13 protein-coding genes are annotated in these 18665 nt (G+C 58.0%); 6 read left to right on the top strand and 7 right to left on the bottom strand.

The features are described 5' to 3' along the window. Positions 1-44: 44 nt before the first annotated feature. The 7 genes from ACTG19_RS01820 to ACTG19_RS01790 all read right to left on the bottom strand — a co-directional run bounded on the left by ACTG19_RS01820 (position 45) and on the right by ACTG19_RS01790 (position 12021). Entirely contained in the window at positions 45-4904 is a 4860-nt protein-coding gene (locus ACTG19_RS01820; RefSeq protein ID WP_439988646.1) for an NAD-glutamate dehydrogenase, read from the bottom strand. 278 nt (positions 4905-5182) lie between these two features. Beyond that, positions 5183-5404 carry a DUF2835 family protein gene (locus ACTG19_RS01815; protein WP_005351919.1) on the bottom strand — a complete coding sequence of 74 codons (222 nt, stop codon included), beginning with the start codon at positions 5402-5404 and terminating at the stop codon, positions 5183-5185. Positions 5405-5474: 70 nt separating this feature from the next. Next, on the bottom strand, positions 5475-8099 hold the full coding sequence (gene pepN / locus ACTG19_RS01810) for an aminopeptidase N (protein ID WP_439988645.1): 2625 nt from the start codon (positions 8097-8099) through the stop codon (positions 5475-5477). 143 nt (positions 8100-8242) lie between these two features. Continuing rightward, positions 8243-10258 carry a carboxy terminal-processing peptidase gene (gene prc / locus ACTG19_RS01805; RefSeq protein ID WP_201989425.1) on the bottom strand — a complete coding sequence of 672 codons (2016 nt, stop codon included), beginning with the start codon at positions 10256-10258 and terminating at the stop codon, positions 8243-8245. A gap of 8 nt (positions 10259-10266) precedes the next feature. Next, positions 10267-10905, bottom strand: a complete 639-nt coding sequence (gene proQ / locus ACTG19_RS01800; RefSeq protein ID WP_005351923.1) for an RNA chaperone ProQ — start codon at positions 10903-10905, stop codon at positions 10267-10269. Between the two features lie 102 nt (positions 10906-11007). Continuing rightward, positions 11008-11466, bottom strand: a complete 459-nt coding sequence (locus ACTG19_RS01795; protein ID WP_005360536.1) for a GAF domain-containing protein — start codon at positions 11464-11466, stop codon at positions 11008-11010. Between the two features lie 93 nt (positions 11467-11559). Beyond that, positions 11560-12021, bottom strand: coding sequence for a hypothetical protein (locus tag ACTG19_RS01790; RefSeq protein WP_076491766.1), 462 nt, complete (start codon positions 12019-12021; stop codon positions 11560-11562). A 281-nt stretch (positions 12022-12302) separates the two neighbouring features. On the opposite strand from ACTG19_RS01790, the gene ccoN reads away from it, so the two are divergent. The 6 genes from ccoN (at position 12303) to ACTG19_RS01760 (ending at position 18643) form a co-directional block, all read left to right on the top strand. Beyond that, positions 12303-13727 carry a cytochrome-c oxidase, cbb3-type subunit I gene (ccoN, locus tag ACTG19_RS01785; RefSeq protein ID WP_005336616.1) on the top strand — a complete coding sequence of 475 codons (1425 nt, stop codon included), beginning with the start codon at positions 12303-12305 and terminating at the stop codon, positions 13725-13727. Between the two features lie 16 nt (positions 13728-13743). Further along, positions 13744-14358, top strand: a complete 615-nt coding sequence (ccoO, locus tag ACTG19_RS01780; RefSeq protein WP_021230095.1) for a cytochrome-c oxidase, cbb3-type subunit II — start codon at positions 13744-13746, stop codon at positions 14356-14358. A gap of 10 nt (positions 14359-14368) precedes the next feature. Next, on the top strand, positions 14369-14548 hold the full coding sequence (locus ACTG19_RS01775; protein ID WP_005336620.1) for a CcoQ/FixQ family Cbb3-type cytochrome c oxidase assembly chaperone: 180 nt from the start codon (positions 14369-14371) through the stop codon (positions 14546-14548). After that, positions 14548-15531 carry a cytochrome-c oxidase, cbb3-type subunit III gene (gene ccoP / locus ACTG19_RS01770; RefSeq protein ID WP_111901090.1) on the top strand — a complete coding sequence of 328 codons (984 nt, stop codon included), beginning with the start codon at positions 14548-14550 and terminating at the stop codon, positions 15529-15531. Before ACTG19_RS01775 ends, ccoP begins: the two co-directional genes overlap by 1 nt. A 140-nt stretch (positions 15532-15671) precedes the next feature. Further along, entirely contained in the window at positions 15672-16172 is a 501-nt protein-coding gene (locus ACTG19_RS01765; protein ID WP_005345427.1) for a FixH family protein, read from the top strand. An 86-nt stretch (positions 16173-16258) separates the two neighbouring features. Beyond that, positions 16259-18643, top strand: coding sequence for a heavy metal translocating P-type ATPase (locus tag ACTG19_RS01760; protein WP_439988644.1), 2385 nt, complete (start codon positions 16259-16261; stop codon positions 18641-18643). The last annotated feature ends 22 nt before the right edge of the window (positions 18644-18665 follow it).

Raw genomic sequence — 18665 nt, 5'->3', positions numbered from 1 at the left:
CGGGGCTTTGGGTGTAATGTCGGCGTCATGCCTTAATCTGGCAATTAAAGTGCCCGACAATTCAACTGGAGCAGGTTCAACTCTCGCAAGGCCACCGAGAACTTGGCGAACTCGTGGGTACTGGTGGTCTTGAAGTCGGCCAACATGTGGGTCCAACGGGACAAGAGTTGCTCATGCTCCGAAATCCAGTCGGCCAGTATGGTAGCGCATTCTCCCTGATCTTTGCACCCTTCCAGTACCACAGAAGTGAGACTGCGTTGCTGCCAGTCAAGATCTTCGCGGAAGGAGGCTCGCGCCATCGCCTGCCAGTGGTTGCCGACCGGCTGATGGTTGATCTGGTCGAGGAACCAGTGCAGATCCAGTTTGGCTCCGAGGCGATAGTAAACGTTGGCGGCACGCAGGATATCGGTCTTGTGCTCCGCGGCAATCTGCGCCAGATCCAGGCTGGAGAAGAGGCTGCTCATATGGGCGACCTGACGGGCAATGGCCTCAGGCACCTGTTTCTCCATCCACTTGGCAACAGCCTGACGATGCTCGGCCACTTCGCTCTCATCCATCACCTCGTAAAGGTGCTTCCCTAAGGTCTCGAACGCCGGACGGAAGAAGGCGATGTTCTCGCTGATACTCCAGCTGCGATTGCGGGCACGCAGGAACCAGCGGGTGGCACGGCGCACGATGCGGCGGCTGTAGAACATCAGCTCGAGCTGAGTCTGGGCATCCACCAGGTTGTCGCACCCTTCGATATCGCGCCACAGCTGGTTCATGCCAAACACTTCGCGGGCCATGGCGAAGCAGCAAGCCACTTCGGCGACCGAGGCACCGGTCTCGTCCTTCATCCGGCTGGCGAAGTTGAGCCCCATGTCGTTAACCAGCATGTTGGCCACCCGGGTAGCGATGATCTCGCCGCGTAGCGGGTGATCGGCCAGCTGGGCACCAAACTGCTGCTGTACTTTGGCCGGGAAGCTGGTGACCAGCATGTTGGCGAGGAAGGGCTCGTCGGTCACTTCCGGGCAATTGAGCTGCTCTTTCAGCACCATCTTGCCGTAGGCCACCAGCACCGCCAGTTCGGGGCGGGTCAGCCCCTGCCCTGCCGCCATCCGCTCGGAAAGCTCCTCATCGGATGGCAGGAACTCCAGCGCACGGTCGAGCTTGCCTTCCCGCTCCAGCCCCTGAATAAAGCGCTGTTGCTCTTTCAGTTGTTCAGAGCCGCGGAAGCTGGTGACCGAGATGGACTGGGACTGGCGATAGGCGTTAGTGATCACGATCTGCGCCACGTCGTCGGTCATCTCGTAGAGCATCTGGTTACGTTGCTTGAGGGTCAGATCCCCTGCCGCCACCAATTGGTTGAGCAGGATCTTGATGTTCACCTCGTTATCGGAGCAATCCACCCCACCCACGTTGTCGGTAAAATCGGTGTTGATGCGACCGCCCTGACTGGCGTACTCCACTCGGCCGAGCTGGGTAAAGCCCAGGTTCCCCCCCTCACCCACGATACGGGCACGCAGATCTCGGCCATTGACCCGCAGAGCATCGTTGCTGCGATCACCCACCTCGGCGTCGCTCTCACGGGCACTCTTCACATAGGTGCCAATACCGCCGTTCCACAGCAGGTCGACATTGAGGCAAAGCAGCGCCTTGATCAGCTCGTTCGGCGCCATGCTGGCCTTGTCGGTACCGAGCAGGGTCTGCATCTCGGGGCTCAGCTTGATGGACTTGGCGGAACGCAAGAAGATGCCGCCCCCTTGTGATATCAGCTCGCGGTTGTAGTCATCCCAGCTGGAACCCGGCAGATCGAACAGGCGCTGGCGTTCGACAAAGCTCTTGGCCGCATCCGGGGTCGGGTCAACGAAGATGTGCATGTGGTTGAACGCGCCCACCAGCCGGGTGTGCTCGGAGAGCAGCATGCCGTTGCCGAACACGTCGCCGGCCATGTCCCCAATCCCCACGCAAGTGAAGTCGGTGGTCTGGCAGTTGACGCCAATTTCACGAAAATGCCGTTTGACCGACTCCCAGGCACCGCGGGCGGTGATACCCATCTTCTTGTGGTCGTAACCGACCGAGCCGCCGGAGGCGAATGCATCGCCGAGCCAGTGACCGTATTCGAGGCTTATTTCGTTGGCGATGTCGGAGAAGGTCGCCGTGCCCTTGTCGGCGGCGACCACCAGGTAGTAGTCATCCTCATCGTGGCGCACCACGGATTTGGGCGGGATCACCTCGCCGCCGATGATGTTGTCAGTCACATCGAGCAGGCCACGAATAAACAGGCGATAACAGGCCTTGCCCTCCTCCTGAATGACGGCGCGGGCAGCCCCCACCGGCATCTGTTTGCAGTAGAAACCGCCCTTGGCCCCCACCGGCACAATGACGGTGTTCTTCACCTGCTGGGCTTTCACCAGACCCAGTACTTCGGTGCGGAAGTCCTCTTTTCGATCAGACCAGCGCAGGCCGCCACGGGCAACCTTGCCCCAGCGCAGATGCACCCCTTCCACCCGCGGCGAGTAAACGAAGATCTCGAATTTCGGCAGCGGCAGCGGCATGTCGGTGATGCTGGACGGCGCCAGTTTGAAGGAGATGTAGGGCTTGATGTTACCCGCCTTGTCCAGCTGGTAGTAGTTGGTGCGCAGGGTAGCGTCGATCATCTCCACATAGCGGCGAATGATGCGATCGTCGTCCAGGTTGGCCACCTGATCCAGCTTGGCGGCAAGCTCCTCGTGCAGCTTGGCGGATGCCTTGGCATCTTGCGATGGCACCTTGGCGTCTTGCTTGCCGACAGGATCCAGGCGCTGTTCGAACAGGGTGAACAGCAGTTGGGCAATATCTGGGTAGCGGGTCAGAGTCTCTTCGATATAGGACTGGCTGAAGGAGACGCCAGTCTGGCGCATGTATTTGGCATAGGCGCGCAGTACCGACACCTGGCGGCCGGTGAGGCCCGCCCCCAATACCAGCCGGTTGAAGCCATCATCTTCCAGCTGCTTGTTCCAGATGGCGGCAAACGCCTGCTGGAAGCGCTGCTGACTCTGGGCCAGATCAAAGGGCTGCTCGCCATGCAGCAGCATGGAGAAGTCGAGGATCCAGAACAGATCGCCAGCCGGAGTGCGTACCTGATAAGGGGTTTCGCCGATCACCCGCAGTCCCATGTTCTCCAGCATCGGCAGCACATCGGAAAGGTGAATGGGCTCGGTGCGATGGAACAGCTTGAGCCGTACCCGACGGTCATTCTCCTCCTCCTGCGCGCGGTAGAACAGCATGCCCAGCGGCTCGGCTTCGCTCAGGTTATCGAGCGCCATGATGTCGGCCACGGCAGAGCCAGGCAGCACATCTTCCTTGTAAGCACGGGGGAAGGCGGTACTGAAACGGCGGCGCAGCTCATTACCACGGGCCTCGCCATGATGGGAAAGCAGCACGGAGTCGAGTCTGTCGTCCCAACTGCGGGCCGCTTCAATCAGGTTGTTCTGTACTTCGTTCACATCCACATCCACGTTGTTGTTGTTGACCCGCACTATGTAGTGGGTCCGCGCCAGCACGCCTTCGGTGAAGTAGACGTTGAACTCCACCTCTTCATTGCTGCCAAAATACTTCTGCAAAATTTGCTGGGTCTTGATCCGCAGCGCCGTGTTGTAGCGCTCCTTGGTGACATAGACCATGCAGGAGAAGAAGCGACCATAGACATCGCGGCGCACGAACAGCCGTAGCATGTCCCGCTCCTGCATCTCCAGCACCCCAAGACCGGTGGCCAACAGCTCCTCTTCACGGGCCTGGATCAGCTCATCGCGCGGGTAGGTTTCCAATACGTTCAGCAGCGCCTTGTAGGCGTGGGAGCCCTTCTCGTGACCGGAGGCAGCCATGATGCGTTCGAGACGATGGCTGATGAGCGGGATCTGGGTCGCGCTGGTGTTGTAGATGGAAGAGGCGTAGAGGCCGATGAAGCGATCTTCCCCGATCACCTTGCCATGCTCGTCAAAGCGCTTGATGCCGATGTAATCCACATAAGCCGGACGGTGCACCCGGGACTTGCTGTTGGATTTGGTGAGGATCAGCAGGTCAGAACTCAGAGCGGCGTGACGGGCGCTGGCCGGCATGTTGCCAAGGCGCTGACCCACCTCCTTGATGGAGTTCTTCATCAGCCCCAGACTGGAGCTCGCCTGCGGCAGGATCTCGTGATCCCCCTCCACCGCCTTGACGTCGTAACGGCGATACCCCATCAGGGTAAAGTTGTGGGCAGCCACCCATTTGAGGAAAGCAACGCAGGAGGCCACCTCCTCCTTGCTGACCGGGTGCTTGCGCTTGGGCAATTCGTCGATGATCTCATTGAGCTTGGCCAGCATTGGCTGCCAGTCGCCGACTGCCAGCGCCACTTCACCGGCCACCGAGTTGAGCTCGGCAGCCAGCGCGGCCATCTGCTCCTCGCTGGTGAGGTGATCGATCTCGATAAGGAATGCTGTTTCAACCGAGGTCTGCCCGTCGGTGTTGTCGAGTTCCAGAATGGCGTCAATCTTGCCAGCCGCACCACGAATGAGGTGCAGCGGTTGGTGCAGCATCATGTGGGCGGTGATATTGAGACGCTTGAGCGCCATCCGGATGGAGTCCACCAGGAAGGGGGAATCCTGCAGGATCACCTCGACGATAGTGTGGGGGGACTGCCAGCCATGGCGGGTCAGCTCGGGGTTGTAGACCCGGATGTAGGGATCGGTACCGCTGCGCTGATTGAGGGCATTCCACAGGCTCAGGGCCGCACCGTAGAGATCGCTGTCATTGCGATCGTGCAGATCGGAGCTCGCCATGTTGCCGTAGAACTTGGCAACGAAGCGCTCGACCAGAGAGGCGCTGTTTTTGGGCAACTTTTGATGGATCAGGCTGAGAACGTTTTCGAGCAGAACTGAGGTAGGGGCGTCTTTCAATGCCATTTTTATATTCCTTATCGGACGACATTAACCACCGACGCAGAGGCAACCACCCTGGTTACCCGCTGGTGCAGAGTTGTTGCGAAGTGTAATGGCTTGGATAAGGGAAGGCGAGGAAAGGTGCTAACGAGATGTTAAAAACAAGGTGCAGATCACGGCTTAAACTGTGAGAAATTTTGCAAATAACCAAAAATACAGAAATTCCCACTACCTTTGTACCAGTTTACCGGATAGATAGTGACGCAAAGCAGATAAACAGTCGGTAATCTGTTCGATTTTTGTTAATTTATGCGTTCGAGACTGATAAAGCGGTAATCGTCCTGGGTTTTGAGCCGAAAATAGCCATGCACACCATTGATGGCGACAAAGGGGCGTATTTTTTCTATGCCAAGTTCCAGGGTCAATCCCTGTTCGCTGCGCACCACCAGCCGTCTGGCATGGCCCTGATACATCAGCATCACCTCATCGCTATTCAATGAGAGCCGAAAAGTAAACTGCTTCACGCTTGCTCCTGATCACACGATAAATCACACAATAGAGGCAGGCGCATTCACGCCCCTGCCCCGTCGACAGTTACTGCTGCAGCGCCTTGCTGACCTTCTCGAACAGATCCCGCGCCAGCCCCTCAAGGTTGGCAAGACGAGTCAGCTCGGCGCGGATCAGGGCCTTGCGCGCCTCATCCAGTCGCTTGAACTGGATAAGCGGCGTGATGAGGCGGGAGGCCACCTGTGGATTGACCTCGTTGAGCTCGATCAGCAGATCGGTCAGGAAGCGGTAACCACTGCCATCCACCGCATGGAACTGCACCTGATTGCTCATGGCGAAGCTGCCGATCAGCGCCCGCAGCCGGTTCGGATTGCGAATACTGAAAGTGGGGTGATTCATCGCCTGTTTCACTTCACTCAGCACATCGGCAGCCGGTTTGCTGCCAATCAGCCGCAGCCAGTTGTCCAGCACCAGTCCATCCTTGGCCCACTTGCCTTCAAAATCGGCCAACAGCGCGGCACGACATGGCAACAGATAGCCGTTGGCCACCTGCAACGCCGCCAGGGTGTCGGTCATGTTGTCGGCAGTTGCATACTGCTCGCGCACCAGCGCATCGGCATGCTCTGCATCCAGCACCGCCAGATAGCCGAGCACTACTCCTTTGAGGGCCCGTTTGGCCATGTCGGCATGCATCACCTGATAACCATTCAGACGCAGACTCTGATAGGTTGCCGCCAGCCGCGTGCCGAAAGCCTCGGCAAGACGGGTGTGGATCGCGTCGCGTACCTGATGGATGGCATCGATATCGGCCACCTCGAACAGCTCGGCCAGGGTCGCTTCACCGGGCAGCGCCAGGATCTCCGCCTTGAGGGCCAAATCGAGATCGCTGTCGTCCAGAATGGCGACGAAGGCGGCTTGCAGGGTTTGGGAGAGCTCAACCCCCTGCCCGTGCTGGACCCGCGCCACCCCGTCGATGACCGCTTTGTTGATCAGCATCTGGGCCGCATCCCAGCGGGCAAACTCGTTGCGGGCAAAGCGCATCAGGAAGGCGAGCGCTTCGTCGCTGTAGTCATAGTGCAGCTTGACCGGCGCGGAGAAGTCCCGCAGCAGGGAGGGAACCGGCTTGACCGGCACTTGATCGAATTCGAAAGTCTGCTCCGCTTCCAGCACGTCGAGCACGTTGCCGATGGCCTTGCCCTGATACTGCAACGGGATGACGGCCCCCTGGTCGTCATAAAGCTCGATATCGAGGGGGATGTGCAGCGGCAGCTTTTGCGGTTGATCCTGAGTCGGCGGGGTGTGCTGGCTCACATGGAGGCGATAGATACCGCTGGCGGCATCGTACTCGTCGGTCACGGTCAGCTCGGGGGTGCCGGACTGGCTGTACCAGCGGCGGAAACGACCGAGATCGACACCGGACGCATCCTCCATCGCCTGCACGAAATCATCGCAGGTGGCGGCCGAGCCGTCGTGACGCGCGAAGTAGAGACGCATACCAGCCTGGAAGGCATCCTCCCCCAGCAGGGTGTGCATCATGCGGATCACTTCCGACCCCTTCTCATAGACGGTGAGGGTGTAGAAGTTGTTCATCTCGATCACCACATCCGGGCGGATCGGGTGCGCCATGGGGCCGGCATCTTCCGCAAACTGCGGGCCGCGGACGGTACGCACGTTGTTGATGCGATTGACGCCACGGGAGCCCAGATCGGAGGAGAACTCCTGATCACGGAACACTGTCAGCCCCTCTTTCAGGCTGAGCTGGAACCAGTCACGACAGGTGACGCGGTTGCCGGTCCAGTTGTGGAAATATTCGTGACCGATCACCCGTTCGATACCGTGGTAGTCGCCATCGGTAGCGGTGGCCGGATTGGCCAGCACGAACTTGGAGTTGAAGATGTTAAGCCCCTTGTTCTCCATGGCGCCCATGTTGAAGAAGTCCACCGCGACGATCATGTAGATGTCGAGATCATACTCAAGGCCGAAACGCTGCTCGTCCCAACGCATGGAGTTGATGAGGCTCTCCATGGCAAAACCGGCGCGATCGAGGTTGCCCTTGTCGACGAAGATCTCGAGGGCCACCTTGCGGCCGCTCTTGGTGGTGTAGTGGCTGCGCTCCACATCGAAATCACCGGCCACCAGCGCAAACAGGTAGCTGGGTTTGGGGAAAGGATCCTGCCACTGCACGAAGTGACGGCCGCCATCCAGATCACCGCTATCGACCTTGTTGCCATTGGAGAGCAGGAAGGGGAACTGGCCTTTGTCGGCGGTAATGCGGGTGCTGTAGCGCGCCAGAATGTCGGGGCGGTCCAGATAATAGGTAATGCGACGAAAGCCCTCCGCTTCACACTGGGTGCAGTAGGCATCGCCAGACTTGTAAAGCCCCTCCAGCGCGGTGTTGGCGGCCGGATCCAGCAGGGTGACGATGGTCAGCACACATTCGACAGGCAGGTTGAACAGGGTCAGACTGCTCTCGCCTTGCTCGTAGTGGTCACAGGGAATGCCATCGATGGCAACGCTCTTGAGGGTCAGCTGCTCACCATCGAGGACGAGCGGCGCATTGTGCTCGCCGTTGCGACGAATGCGGGTGATGGCGGTGACCTGGGTCAGCGGCTCCTGCAGTTGGAAATCGAGGTCGATGGTGTCGATCCAGTAGAGCGGCGCCTGATAATCCTGGCGATATTTGGCCGTCATGGCCTGGGAGTGATCGGTCATTATTGTCTGCTTCCACGCTTGTTAAAGGCGAGAAAGAGGCTGTCACAACCAACTGGCGGGGTCAAACAATTTGCATTACGTCAGATACACCAGACAAAAAGAAAGGGCGACCGAGTCGCCCTTGTGCATTGGAGGTCGCCTTGTCAGCTGCGTTTGCTGACCTTGGCCAGATCTGCCGTGATATTGGCCGCTTCGATGAGATACTCATCGGGCGCTTCAAAATCAGCGGGCAGTTCATCCAGACTCTTCACCGCCGGCTTGCCAAGACGTGCCAGACGCTCGTTGGTACGTTTGAGCGCTTTCTCATCCTGTTTCGCCTGCTCTGCAACACGCTCCGCCTCGTTGAGGGAGACCGACTTCTTGTCTTTCTCCTCCTTGTAGTCGGCAATGTCCTGCATCACATAGGCAAACTCGGGATCCTTGGCGATCCGGGCATCGTGCGCCGCCTGCAACTTGGGCAGTACGCTGGCGAAGTTGCCGAGTTTCTCGTAGTTGGCGGAGGCAATCTTGTCCCACGGCAACGCATTGAACTCACGGCTTTCGCCCGTCTCTTCCGGAGCAACCGGTGTCGGGAAGCTGATATCCGGCGCAACGCCCTTGTTCTGGGTGCTGCCACCGTCGATCCGGTAGAACTTGGCGATGGTGTACTGCACGTGACCGAGCGGCTGCTCGTAGAAGTCATAGACCTTGGCGAGACTGCGATGCTGCTGCACCGTCCCCTTGCCGAACGAGTTTTCACCCAGAATCAACGCGCGGCCATAATCCTGCATGGCGGCAGCGAAGATCTCGGAAGCCGAGGCACTGTAGCGGTCGATCATCACCGACATCGGGCCGCCGTAGTAGACGTTACCATCGTCATCGCCATTGACCGTGATACGGCCCATGTGATCACGAATTTGCACCACGGGACCACTGGCAAAGAAGAGACCGCTCAGGGCGGAAGCTTCGGTCAGGGCGCCGCCGCCGTTACCGCGCAGATCGATGATCAGACCATCGATCTTCTTCTTGTTGAGGCTGGAGAGCTCCTTGATCACGTCGTCATGCAGATTGACGTAGAAACTCGGGATCTCGATGACGCCAATCTTCTTGCCTTCGGCGTTAATCACCTTGGACTTGGCAGCCCGATCTTCAAGGCGCACCTTGTCGCGGGTCAGCTCGATCTGCTCGGTCTTGGCAGTTGCACCCTTGCCGCGCTGGATCTCCAGCTTGACCTTGCTCCCCTTGGGCCCCTTGATGAGCTCGACTACGTCATCAAGACGCCAGCCGATCACATCGACAATCTTGCCATCTTCCTGCCCTACCCCGGTGATCTTGTCATCGGGTTTGAGGTGGTTGGATTTGGCTGCCGGGCCACCAGGCACCAGAGAACGGATGACGGTAAAGTCATCTTCCGCCTGCAACACGGCTCCAATCCCCTCCAGCGAGAGGTTCATCTCGGTGTTGAAACGATCGGCACTGCGCGGTGAGAGGTAACTGGTGTGCGGTTCGATGGCGCGAGCGAAGGAGTTCATGAAGAGCTGGAAGACATCTTCGCTCTCGGTCTGGGACATCCGCTTGATGGCGTTGTTGTAACGCTTGCCAAGCAGCTCCTTGATCTCGGGCCACTCCTTGCCACTGAGCTTGAGGCTCAGGGCATCGAACTTGACCCGCTGACGCCACAGCTCGTTGAGCTCTTCTTCATCTTTGGGCCAAGCCGCCCCTTCCCGATCAAACACATAGTTGTCGGTCTGGGTAAAATCGAAAGGAGTATCAAGCAGTTTGAGGGCGTATTCGAACCGCTCATAACGCCGCTGCTGACTCAGGTTGAACATCTCGTAGGCGGGAGCCAGACGGCCTCTTTCGAGGTCGGTGTCAAAACCGTTACGGTACTTTTCAAAACGGCTGATATCAGAGGCCAAAAACAGGTTGCGGCTGTAGTCCAGATTCTCCAGATATTTATCGAAAATCACGGAGGAAAAGGCATCGTCCAGCTTGAACTGTTTGTAATGCGAGCGGGTAAACAGATTGGTAATTCGCTTGCTGGCCGTAGCATGTTGGCTCTCTTGAGCCAACACAGGCAAATCACTCTCCTTGAGCACCGGCTCGATGGCCTGTGCAAGCCCGGCAAGCGCCAGGCTACAGGCAACGAGGGAAAAACGAATTACGCCATGCTTCAACATTTGTCTCCTTAGAGAACCAAGTGCTCTGATTTGACCCGCACCATCATGCCGGTCTGCAGTTGGACCTGTACATCGTCCTTGGTTACTTCCTTGATGGTTGCCGGAACCGGGAATTTACCCATAACGACGCGCACATCCTGGCCCACTTTCAGCGTAGCGGCATCCACTTTAACCAGCGGAGCGTCAGCGACCGGTGCCTTGGCGGCAGCTTTCGGCTTGGCAGCTACATCAGCTTTCTCGGTTTTGCGCACAGCAGGACGACGGGGCTTCTTGGCCTTCTCATCCTTCTCTTTGGTATTGGTACGACGGCTGGCGAATACGCGCTCTTTGCTCTCTTTCAGAGCTTGCTTGGCGTGCTCGATGTGCTCTTCGGTCAGCAGCTCGCCCGGGTTGCCATCCAGATCAACGCGAGCCTGGCCAGCTTTGAGACCGTGCAGGTAGCGCCAGCTGGAGGTGTATTGACGCAGTGCGGAACGCAGCATGGTCTTGGAGACTCTGGCATCGTCAGCAAGACGCTCGGCCAAATCCTGGAAGATGCCAATCTTGAGCGGCTTGGCCTCTCCTTCAGCAACGAAGCAGGCCGGGAATTTCTCGACCAGGTAGGCAACGATCTCTTTACTGTTCTTCAGCTTCTCAGTGTTTTCCATGTATAACCTTGGCTTTCATATAAACGCACGGGCACGTCCCGAGCACAACAAAGGCCCCATTATAGAGAGCTTGGGGCCTTTTGCGAACCATCTAGCAATGACTTAGAGCATGCTTTCCAAAATTTGCACCGTTTCTTCGAGGCCAATCCGGTCTTGCTGGTCGAAACGGTTAAAAATCGGACTGTCGATATCGAGCACCCCGATGATCTCGCCACCACGGCGCACCGGGATCACGATTTCCGAGTTGCTCGCGCCATCGCAAGCGATGTGACCGTCGAACTGGTGGACATCGTCAATGAGCTGGGTTCTCCCCTCTGCCACTGCCGTACCACACACCCCGCGGCCGACCGGGATCCGTACGCAAGCCGGTTTGCCCTGAAATGGCCCCAATACCAGGGTCTCGCCCTGCAACAGATAAAAACCGACCCAATTGATCTCCGCCAGCTCCTGATTCAGCAGCGCGGAGAGGTTGGCCAGATTGGCAATAAGATCGGTTTCCCCCTCCAGCAGCGCCTTGGCCTGCTGGTTGAGGGTGCGATAAAACGGTTGTTTTTCAATCATGATTAAATGAACTTCACTCCCTGATGGTTTGGGGAAGGTAACGCCTGGCCGGGAAATTTCAAATATTTTTTCCACTCCCCGCCCCTTGCGCGGTTATTCCCGGGCAACGGAAAGCGCCAATTGCTGGCGTTGACCATTACTCCACTCGATATTTAACAACCAGATCATGACGGGTGATGTACAACTCCCCACCTGGGTCACCCCCTGCCACTGTCCGTCTATTTCTTCAAAGCTCACCGGAATGGTGCCCATAAACATATCTTTGCCTTCGAGTGTCGCTTTCACCGGTTTGATGGCCGGATCGCCGCCGGTAATAGCGATGGCAAAGTCATGTTCAGCGCGCAGCGGTAATTCCTTGATGGCGACCGTCAGCGGCTTGTCACCAATCAGCGCGCTGCAAGGGGTGTGGGAAAGATCACAAATCTGATCTTTTTTCTGGTCAGCAGAGACGCTTTGATCGGCCGAAAACCAGGTGCGATAGGCCATCAGCGCCAATAACAGCGCCAATACCAGTACGAGGTGCAAAACTTTACGTGCGGTAAGTCTCTCTTTCATCAAAAACAGCCCGATTAAGATGCAATTAAAATAGTTTTTTGTGATCTCGAACAAGGTAAAAAACTGCTATATCGAGACCGGACGGAGCCAAATATATCACTGTTTATACTGTTATTTTACCTGTCACTTCAGTATCATTCCCATGCAGTTTTCATTTAGCCATCTTTTGCTTTTCCTTTCGTTAACAGACGTTAACAACTGGTCGGCGGTGGCTGATGAAGCCAGTCCGGTCCTCCGGATACAAAACCAAACAACAGCAGCATCGGAAGCGGAATATAACGATGAGCCATACAACTAACCATCCTGAGTACAACTACACCGTTGTTCGCCAGTTTACCGTCATGACGATTGTCTGGGGAATTGTCGGCATGTCGGTTGGCGTACTGATCGCAGCCCAGTTGATCTGGCCTGCCCTCAACTTCGAGACCCCGTGGCTGACTTACAGTCGTCTGCGGCCCCTCCATACCAACGCAGTGATCTTCGCCTTCGGCGTCAGTGCACTGATGGCCACCTCGTTTTACGTGGTGCAGCGCACCTGCCAAACCAGACTGTTTGGTGGCCCGCTGGCAACCTTCGTCTTCTGGGGCTGGCAAGCAATCATCCTCTCTGCCGCCATCTCTCTGCCGCTGGGTTACACCTCCGCCAAAGAGTATGCCGAGCTGGAGTGGCCGATTGATATCGCCATCACTGTGGTATGGGTCGCCTATGCCATCGTCTTCTTCGGCACCCTGATGAAGCGCACCACCTCCCACATCTATGTGGCGAACTGGTTCTTCGGCGCCTTCATCATCACCGTTGCGGTGCTGCACATTGTCAACAACATGGAAGTGCCGCTCTCCGGCATGAAGTCCTACTCCATGTACTCCGGCGCCATGGACGCCATGGTGCAGTGGTGGTATGGCCACAACGCGGTAGGCTTCCTGCTGACCGCCGGCTTCCTGGGGATGATGTACTACTTCGTGCCCAAGCAGGCCGGTCGTCCGGTTTACTCCTATCGCCTCTCCATCGTGCACTTCTGGGCGCTGATCTCCCTCTATATCTGGGCCGGTCCGCACCACCTGCACTACACCGCACTGCCTGACTGGGCTCAGTCCCTCGGGATGGTAATGTCCCTGATCCTGTTCGTCCCCTCCTGGGGCGGCATGATCAACGGCATCATGACCCTCTCCGGTGCCTGGCACAAACTGCGTTATGACCCCATCCTGCGCTTCCTGATCGTCTCCCTCTCTTTCTACGGCATGTCGACCTTCGAAGGCCCGATGATGGCGATCAAAACCGTCAACGCCCTCTCCCACTACACCGACTGGACCGTTGGTCACGTTCACTCCGGTGCGCTGGGCTGGGTTGCCATGGTCTCCATCGGTGCGGTCTATCACCTGATCCCGAACTTGTTCGGCCAGGGCCGGATGTACAGCGTCAAGCTGATCAACGTTCACTTCTGGCTGGCGACCGTGGGCACCGTGCTCTACATCGTTGCCATGTGGATTTCCGGCGTGATGCAGGGCCTGATGTGGCGTGCAGTCAACGAAGACGGCACCCTAACCTACAGCTTCGTTGAAGCGCTGCAGGCATCCTATCCCTTCTATTTCGTGCGCTTCCTGGGTGGCTGCTTCTTCGTCACCGGCATGTTGCTGATGGCTTACAACGCCTATCGCACCATCACTGCGCCCAAAGGTTCTCTGGAACCTGTCGCCCAGCCAGCATGATTGAAGAGGTCAACCCATGAGCAACAATAACCGTCACGAAATATTTGAAAAAAGCGTTCCCATGCTGGTGGTCGGCATCATCTTCGCCATCAGTCTGGGGGGCCTGGTTGAAATCACTCCGCTGTTCTTCCAAAAGCAAACCACCGAGCCGGTGGAGGGCCTCAAGCCCTACACCGCTCTGCAGATGGAAGGACGCGACATCTTCATTCGCGAAGGCTGCACCAACTGCCACAGCCAGATGATCCGTCCGTTCCGTGCCGAAACCGAGCGTTACGGTCACTACTCGGTCGCTGGCGAGAGCGTCTGGGAGCACCCCTTCCTGTGGGGCTCCAAGCGTACTGGTCCGGATCTGGCCCGTGTTGGTGGCCGCTACTCCGACGAGTGGCACAAGGTTCACCTGATCAACCCGCGCGATGTGGTACCGGAATCCAACATGCCCGCCTACCCCTGGCTTGATACCAATGTGCTGACCGGTGAGATGACCGGCAAAAAACTGGCGCTATTCCGCGATCACTTCGGTGTGCCCTATACCGACGCCGATATTCAGGGTGCTGGCGAAGCCGTCAAGGGCAAAACCGAGCTGGATGCGCTGGTGGCCTATCTGCAATCACTGGGTCATGCCCTGAAATAAGGAGGCGAAAATGGACTACGGCACATTTCGCGGTCTGTATACCCTGCTGTTGATGGCCATCATGATTGGCATCATCGTCTGGGCCTACAGCAAACGCCGCAAGACCTCTTTCGACGAGGCTGCCAATCTGGTTTTTGCCGATGATGAGCAACCCGGTGCTGATAAAAAGAACGCAGGAGCGAAACAATAATGAGCACTCTGTTTAGCATTTTTGTGACTGTCATCAGTCTGGGAACCATCCTCGGCTGCTTCTTGCTACTGATGTGGTGCCGCAAGGACAAGATGGGTGTTGAAGAAGGCAAATCGATGGGTCACTCCTTCGATGGCATCGAGGAGATCAACAACCCGCTGCCGAAGTGGTGGACTTATATGTTCCTCTTCTTCATCGTCACCGGTCTGGTCTATCTGGTCGCCTTCCCGGGGCTTGGCAACTTCAAAGGCCTGCTGGGCTGGCAAAGTTCCAACCAGGACGTGCGCTCGCTGGCCGAGTCCAAGGCTGCAACCGCATCGGCAAAGGCTGAAGGTCGCGCGGTGGAGTATGACCGCGAGGTCGCCAAGGCTGACGAGATCTACGGCGCCAAGTTCCGTGAACTCACCTACGAAGCGGATGGCAAAACCTATCGTGCCATCACCGAGATCGCCAAGGATCCGGAAGCCCTGAAAGTGGGTCAGCGTCTGTTCCTGCAGAACTGCTCCCAGTGCCACGGCTCCGATGCCCGTGGTGGCCGCGGCTTCCCGAACCTGACCGACAGCGAATGGCAATGGGGCGGCCAGCCTGATCAAATCAAGACCACCATCATGGGCGGTCGCCAGGGGATCATGGCTGCCTGGGGTGAAATCCTCGGCAAAGATGGCGTTCAGGAAGTGGCCTCCTATGTGCTTAGCCTCTCCGGTCGCAAGGTCGACCTGGTGGAAGCGAAGAAAGGTGAAGCACGCTTTGCCATCTGCGCTGCCTGCCACGGGGCCGATGCCAAGGGCGGTGTTGCCGTCGGTGCGCCAGATCTGACCAACAACACCTGGCTCTACGGTGGCTCCCGCGAAGTGGTGGTGCAAACCATCACCCACGGTCGTCACGGCGTGATGCCAGCCTGGAAAGATATTCTGGGTGAGGACAAGGTTCACCTGCTGGCCTCCTACGTTTACAGCCTGTCTCATCAACAGTCTGCCAAATAAGGTTCGCCCGTAACGTTGTAACATGTGATAAACACGTGATTACACAGCAAAAAGCCTCGACTCCTCGAGGCTTTTTGTTATCTTGTGTTGCGTAAAAACCATCTTCCACGTTAATCATTCGTTTCATGGCAGTAGCAATCATGACCCAACCTCTATCCAAACCGTGGTATCGCCAATTCTGGCCCTGGTTTATCATCGCCCTCCCCACTGCCGCCGTGGTCGGCAGTATCGCCACCGCCATCATCGCCAGCAAGGATGGGGTCAATCTGGTGGCCGAGGACTATTACAAACAAGGGAAAGAGATCAATCAGGACTTGAGCAAGTTTGACCGCTCCGAAGCCCTCAATATCCGCTTTGGGCTGGAAGTTGACGGCAACGAGCTGACCCTCAAACCCATCAGCGGCGATATTCCTGCCGGGCAAGCTCTCTATCTCTCATTGTTCCACCCGACCTTGGCCGGTCAGGACAGCGAACACATGATCACCGCCGATGCGAGCGGCACCTATCGCCTCCATTTCGACAAGCCGCTGGTCGGCAAGTGGCACATTCGGGTCGATGCCTTCGATCACCAGTGGCGATTGCAAGAGACCGTCCAGCTGCCCACCCTGGCCCCTGTCGAACTCGACCCGAAAGGACGCTAAGCCATGACCGGCTGTTCTCACTGTGGCGAGCCGGTTATCGCCACCGCCCCTGCTGCTTGCATTCTGCATTCAGGGGGGCATAACGCATGACTCCCTGTTTTCACTGTGGCGAGCCGGTACCCGCCAATAGTGGCTATTCCCTCGAGATAAAGGGGATTGTTCGCCCCATGTGTTGCCCCGGTTGTCAGGCGGTGGCAGAGACCATCATGGAGTGCGGCCTCGCCAGTTACTACGATCACCGTACCGCCCCCGGTACCAAGGGGGATCTGGTACCCGAGGAGCTGGCCGCCCTCACCCACTACGATCTGGCAGAAGTACAACAGGAGTTTGTCACCGACAACGGTACCCTTCGCGAAATCCAGCTGACAGTAGAAGGGCTCACCTGCGCCGCCTGTGCCTGGCTGATCGAACGCCACCTGATGACCCTTGGCGGCCTGCGCTACATCAACGTCAACACCACCACCCACCGGGCCCGTATCAAGTGGGATCCGGACCAGCTCTCCCTGAGTGACATCCTCAAGGGGTTCGCCCAGATCGGTTATCGTGCCTACCCGTTCCAGACCCATCAACAGGAGGCGCTCTACGCCAAAGAGGTGCGCAGCTATATGTTCCGGCTGGCACTGGCGGGGCTGGGCTCCATGCAGGTGATGATGTGCGCTGTGGCCCTCTATATGGACCTCTTCATCAGTGTTGAAGATGAGTTCATGGTCTACTTCAAGTGGATAAGCCTGTTGCTCTCCACCCCCATCATGATCTATTCAGCCCAACCCTTTTACGTGGGTGCCTGGCGCAGCCTGAAACAGGGTCACTTGTCGATGGATGTGTCGGTGTCGCTGGCGCTGATTGGTGCCTTTGTTGCCTCCATGTGGGCCACTGTGTTCAATACCGGTGAGGTCTATTACGACTCCATCACCATGTTCGTCTTCTTCCTGCTGCTGGGGCGCTTTCTCGAGTTGCGGGCCCGGCGCAAGGCGTCGGAGTCGAGTTCCAACCTGGCCAGACTGGTGCCCATCATGGCGACCCGCCTCGATGATGAAGGGGAACATGAGGTAGCGGCCAAGACCTTGCAGGTCGGCGATCGGGTACGGGTGCTGGCTGGCGCCACCTTGCCGGCGGATGGCATCATTGTCGAAGGGCAAGCCAGCCTCAACGAATCCATGCTGACCGGTGAACAGCTGCCCCTGCTTAAACAGCGCGGTGACCAGGTCTATGCCGGCACCATCAACACGGATGCGCCGCTGCAGATCCGGGTCAGCCACCGTATTGAAGAGTCGCGGATCGCCCAGATCATGCGGCTTCAGGATCACGCCCTCGATGATAAACCGGCCATCGCCCAGATGGCGGATCAGCTGTCGCGCCACTTTATTCTGGTGCTGCTGATCATGGCCGCTGCGGTCTGGACCTTCTGGCACTTCCATCAACCGGATCAGGCGTTCTGGGTCACCCTCGCCGTGCTGGTTGCCACTTGCCCCTGTGCCCTTTCGCTGGCCACCCCGACGGCCCTGACCTCAGCCACCGCCAATCTGACCCGCAACGGCATTCTGCTGCGCCGTGGTCATGTGCTGGACGTGCTGACCAAGGCCAACCGGATCGTGATGGACAAGACCGGTACCCTGACCACAGGTGAGATCAGCCTGACCGGCATAACTACCTTGGCAGAGGTGGACGAGGCTCACTGCCTCGCCATCGCCCGGGCCATGGAGGCGCAATCCGAGCACCCCATAGCTCGCGCCTTCCGGCTGCCCGCCGGCAGCATCGCCGTACTGCCATCCGCCCGCGAGATCACCCCGGTCATCGGTCACGGCATCACAGCTCTGGTGAATGGCGTACGCTACCGCATCGGCAGTGCCCGCTGGCTTGGGCTGGATCCGGCGCAAGAGCGCGACCGCGGTCTGGCTATCTATCTGGCCGACGAGCAGCAGGTCTTGGCCCGCTTCAATCTGGAAGATACCCTGCGCCCCGATGCCAGGGCGCTGATCGCGGCATTCAAGGCAGCTGGTCTGCAAACTACCGTGCTGACTGGCGACAGCTCTTTGCAGGCAGACGAGATTGCCCGCGAGCTGGGCGTTGATGAGCTGGTCAAGGGGGTCTCACCCGATGGCAAGCTGGCCTACCTCAAGGCCCGGGAAGCCCAAGGGGATATCAGCATCATGGTGGGCGATGGCATCAACGACGCCCCGGTACTAGCCGGAGCTCACGCCTCGTTTGCCATGGCTGGTGGCACCGATCTGGCGAAAAACAGCGCCGATGCCATCCTGCTGGCTGATGACCTGAGTCGACTGCTCGAGGCCAGAGTGCTGGCAATGCGTACCCGCAAGATCATCATCGAGAACTTCGCCTGGTCCATCGGTTACAACCTGCTGGTGCTGCCGCTGGCAGCCTGCGGCTGGCTGCCCCCCTATCTGGCGGCGGCGGGCATGTCGCTCAGTTCACTCATCGTGGTAACCAACTCCATGCGCCTCAACCGATGAGACCGGTGGCGGAAAATAGCTG

This window comes from Aeromonas sp. 3P, assembly GCF_051919745.1.
Taxonomy (GTDB): Bacteria; Pseudomonadota; Gammaproteobacteria; order Enterobacterales; family Aeromonadaceae; genus Aeromonas; species Aeromonas veronii.
This window is presented reverse-complemented; position numbering and strand designations above follow the sequence as displayed.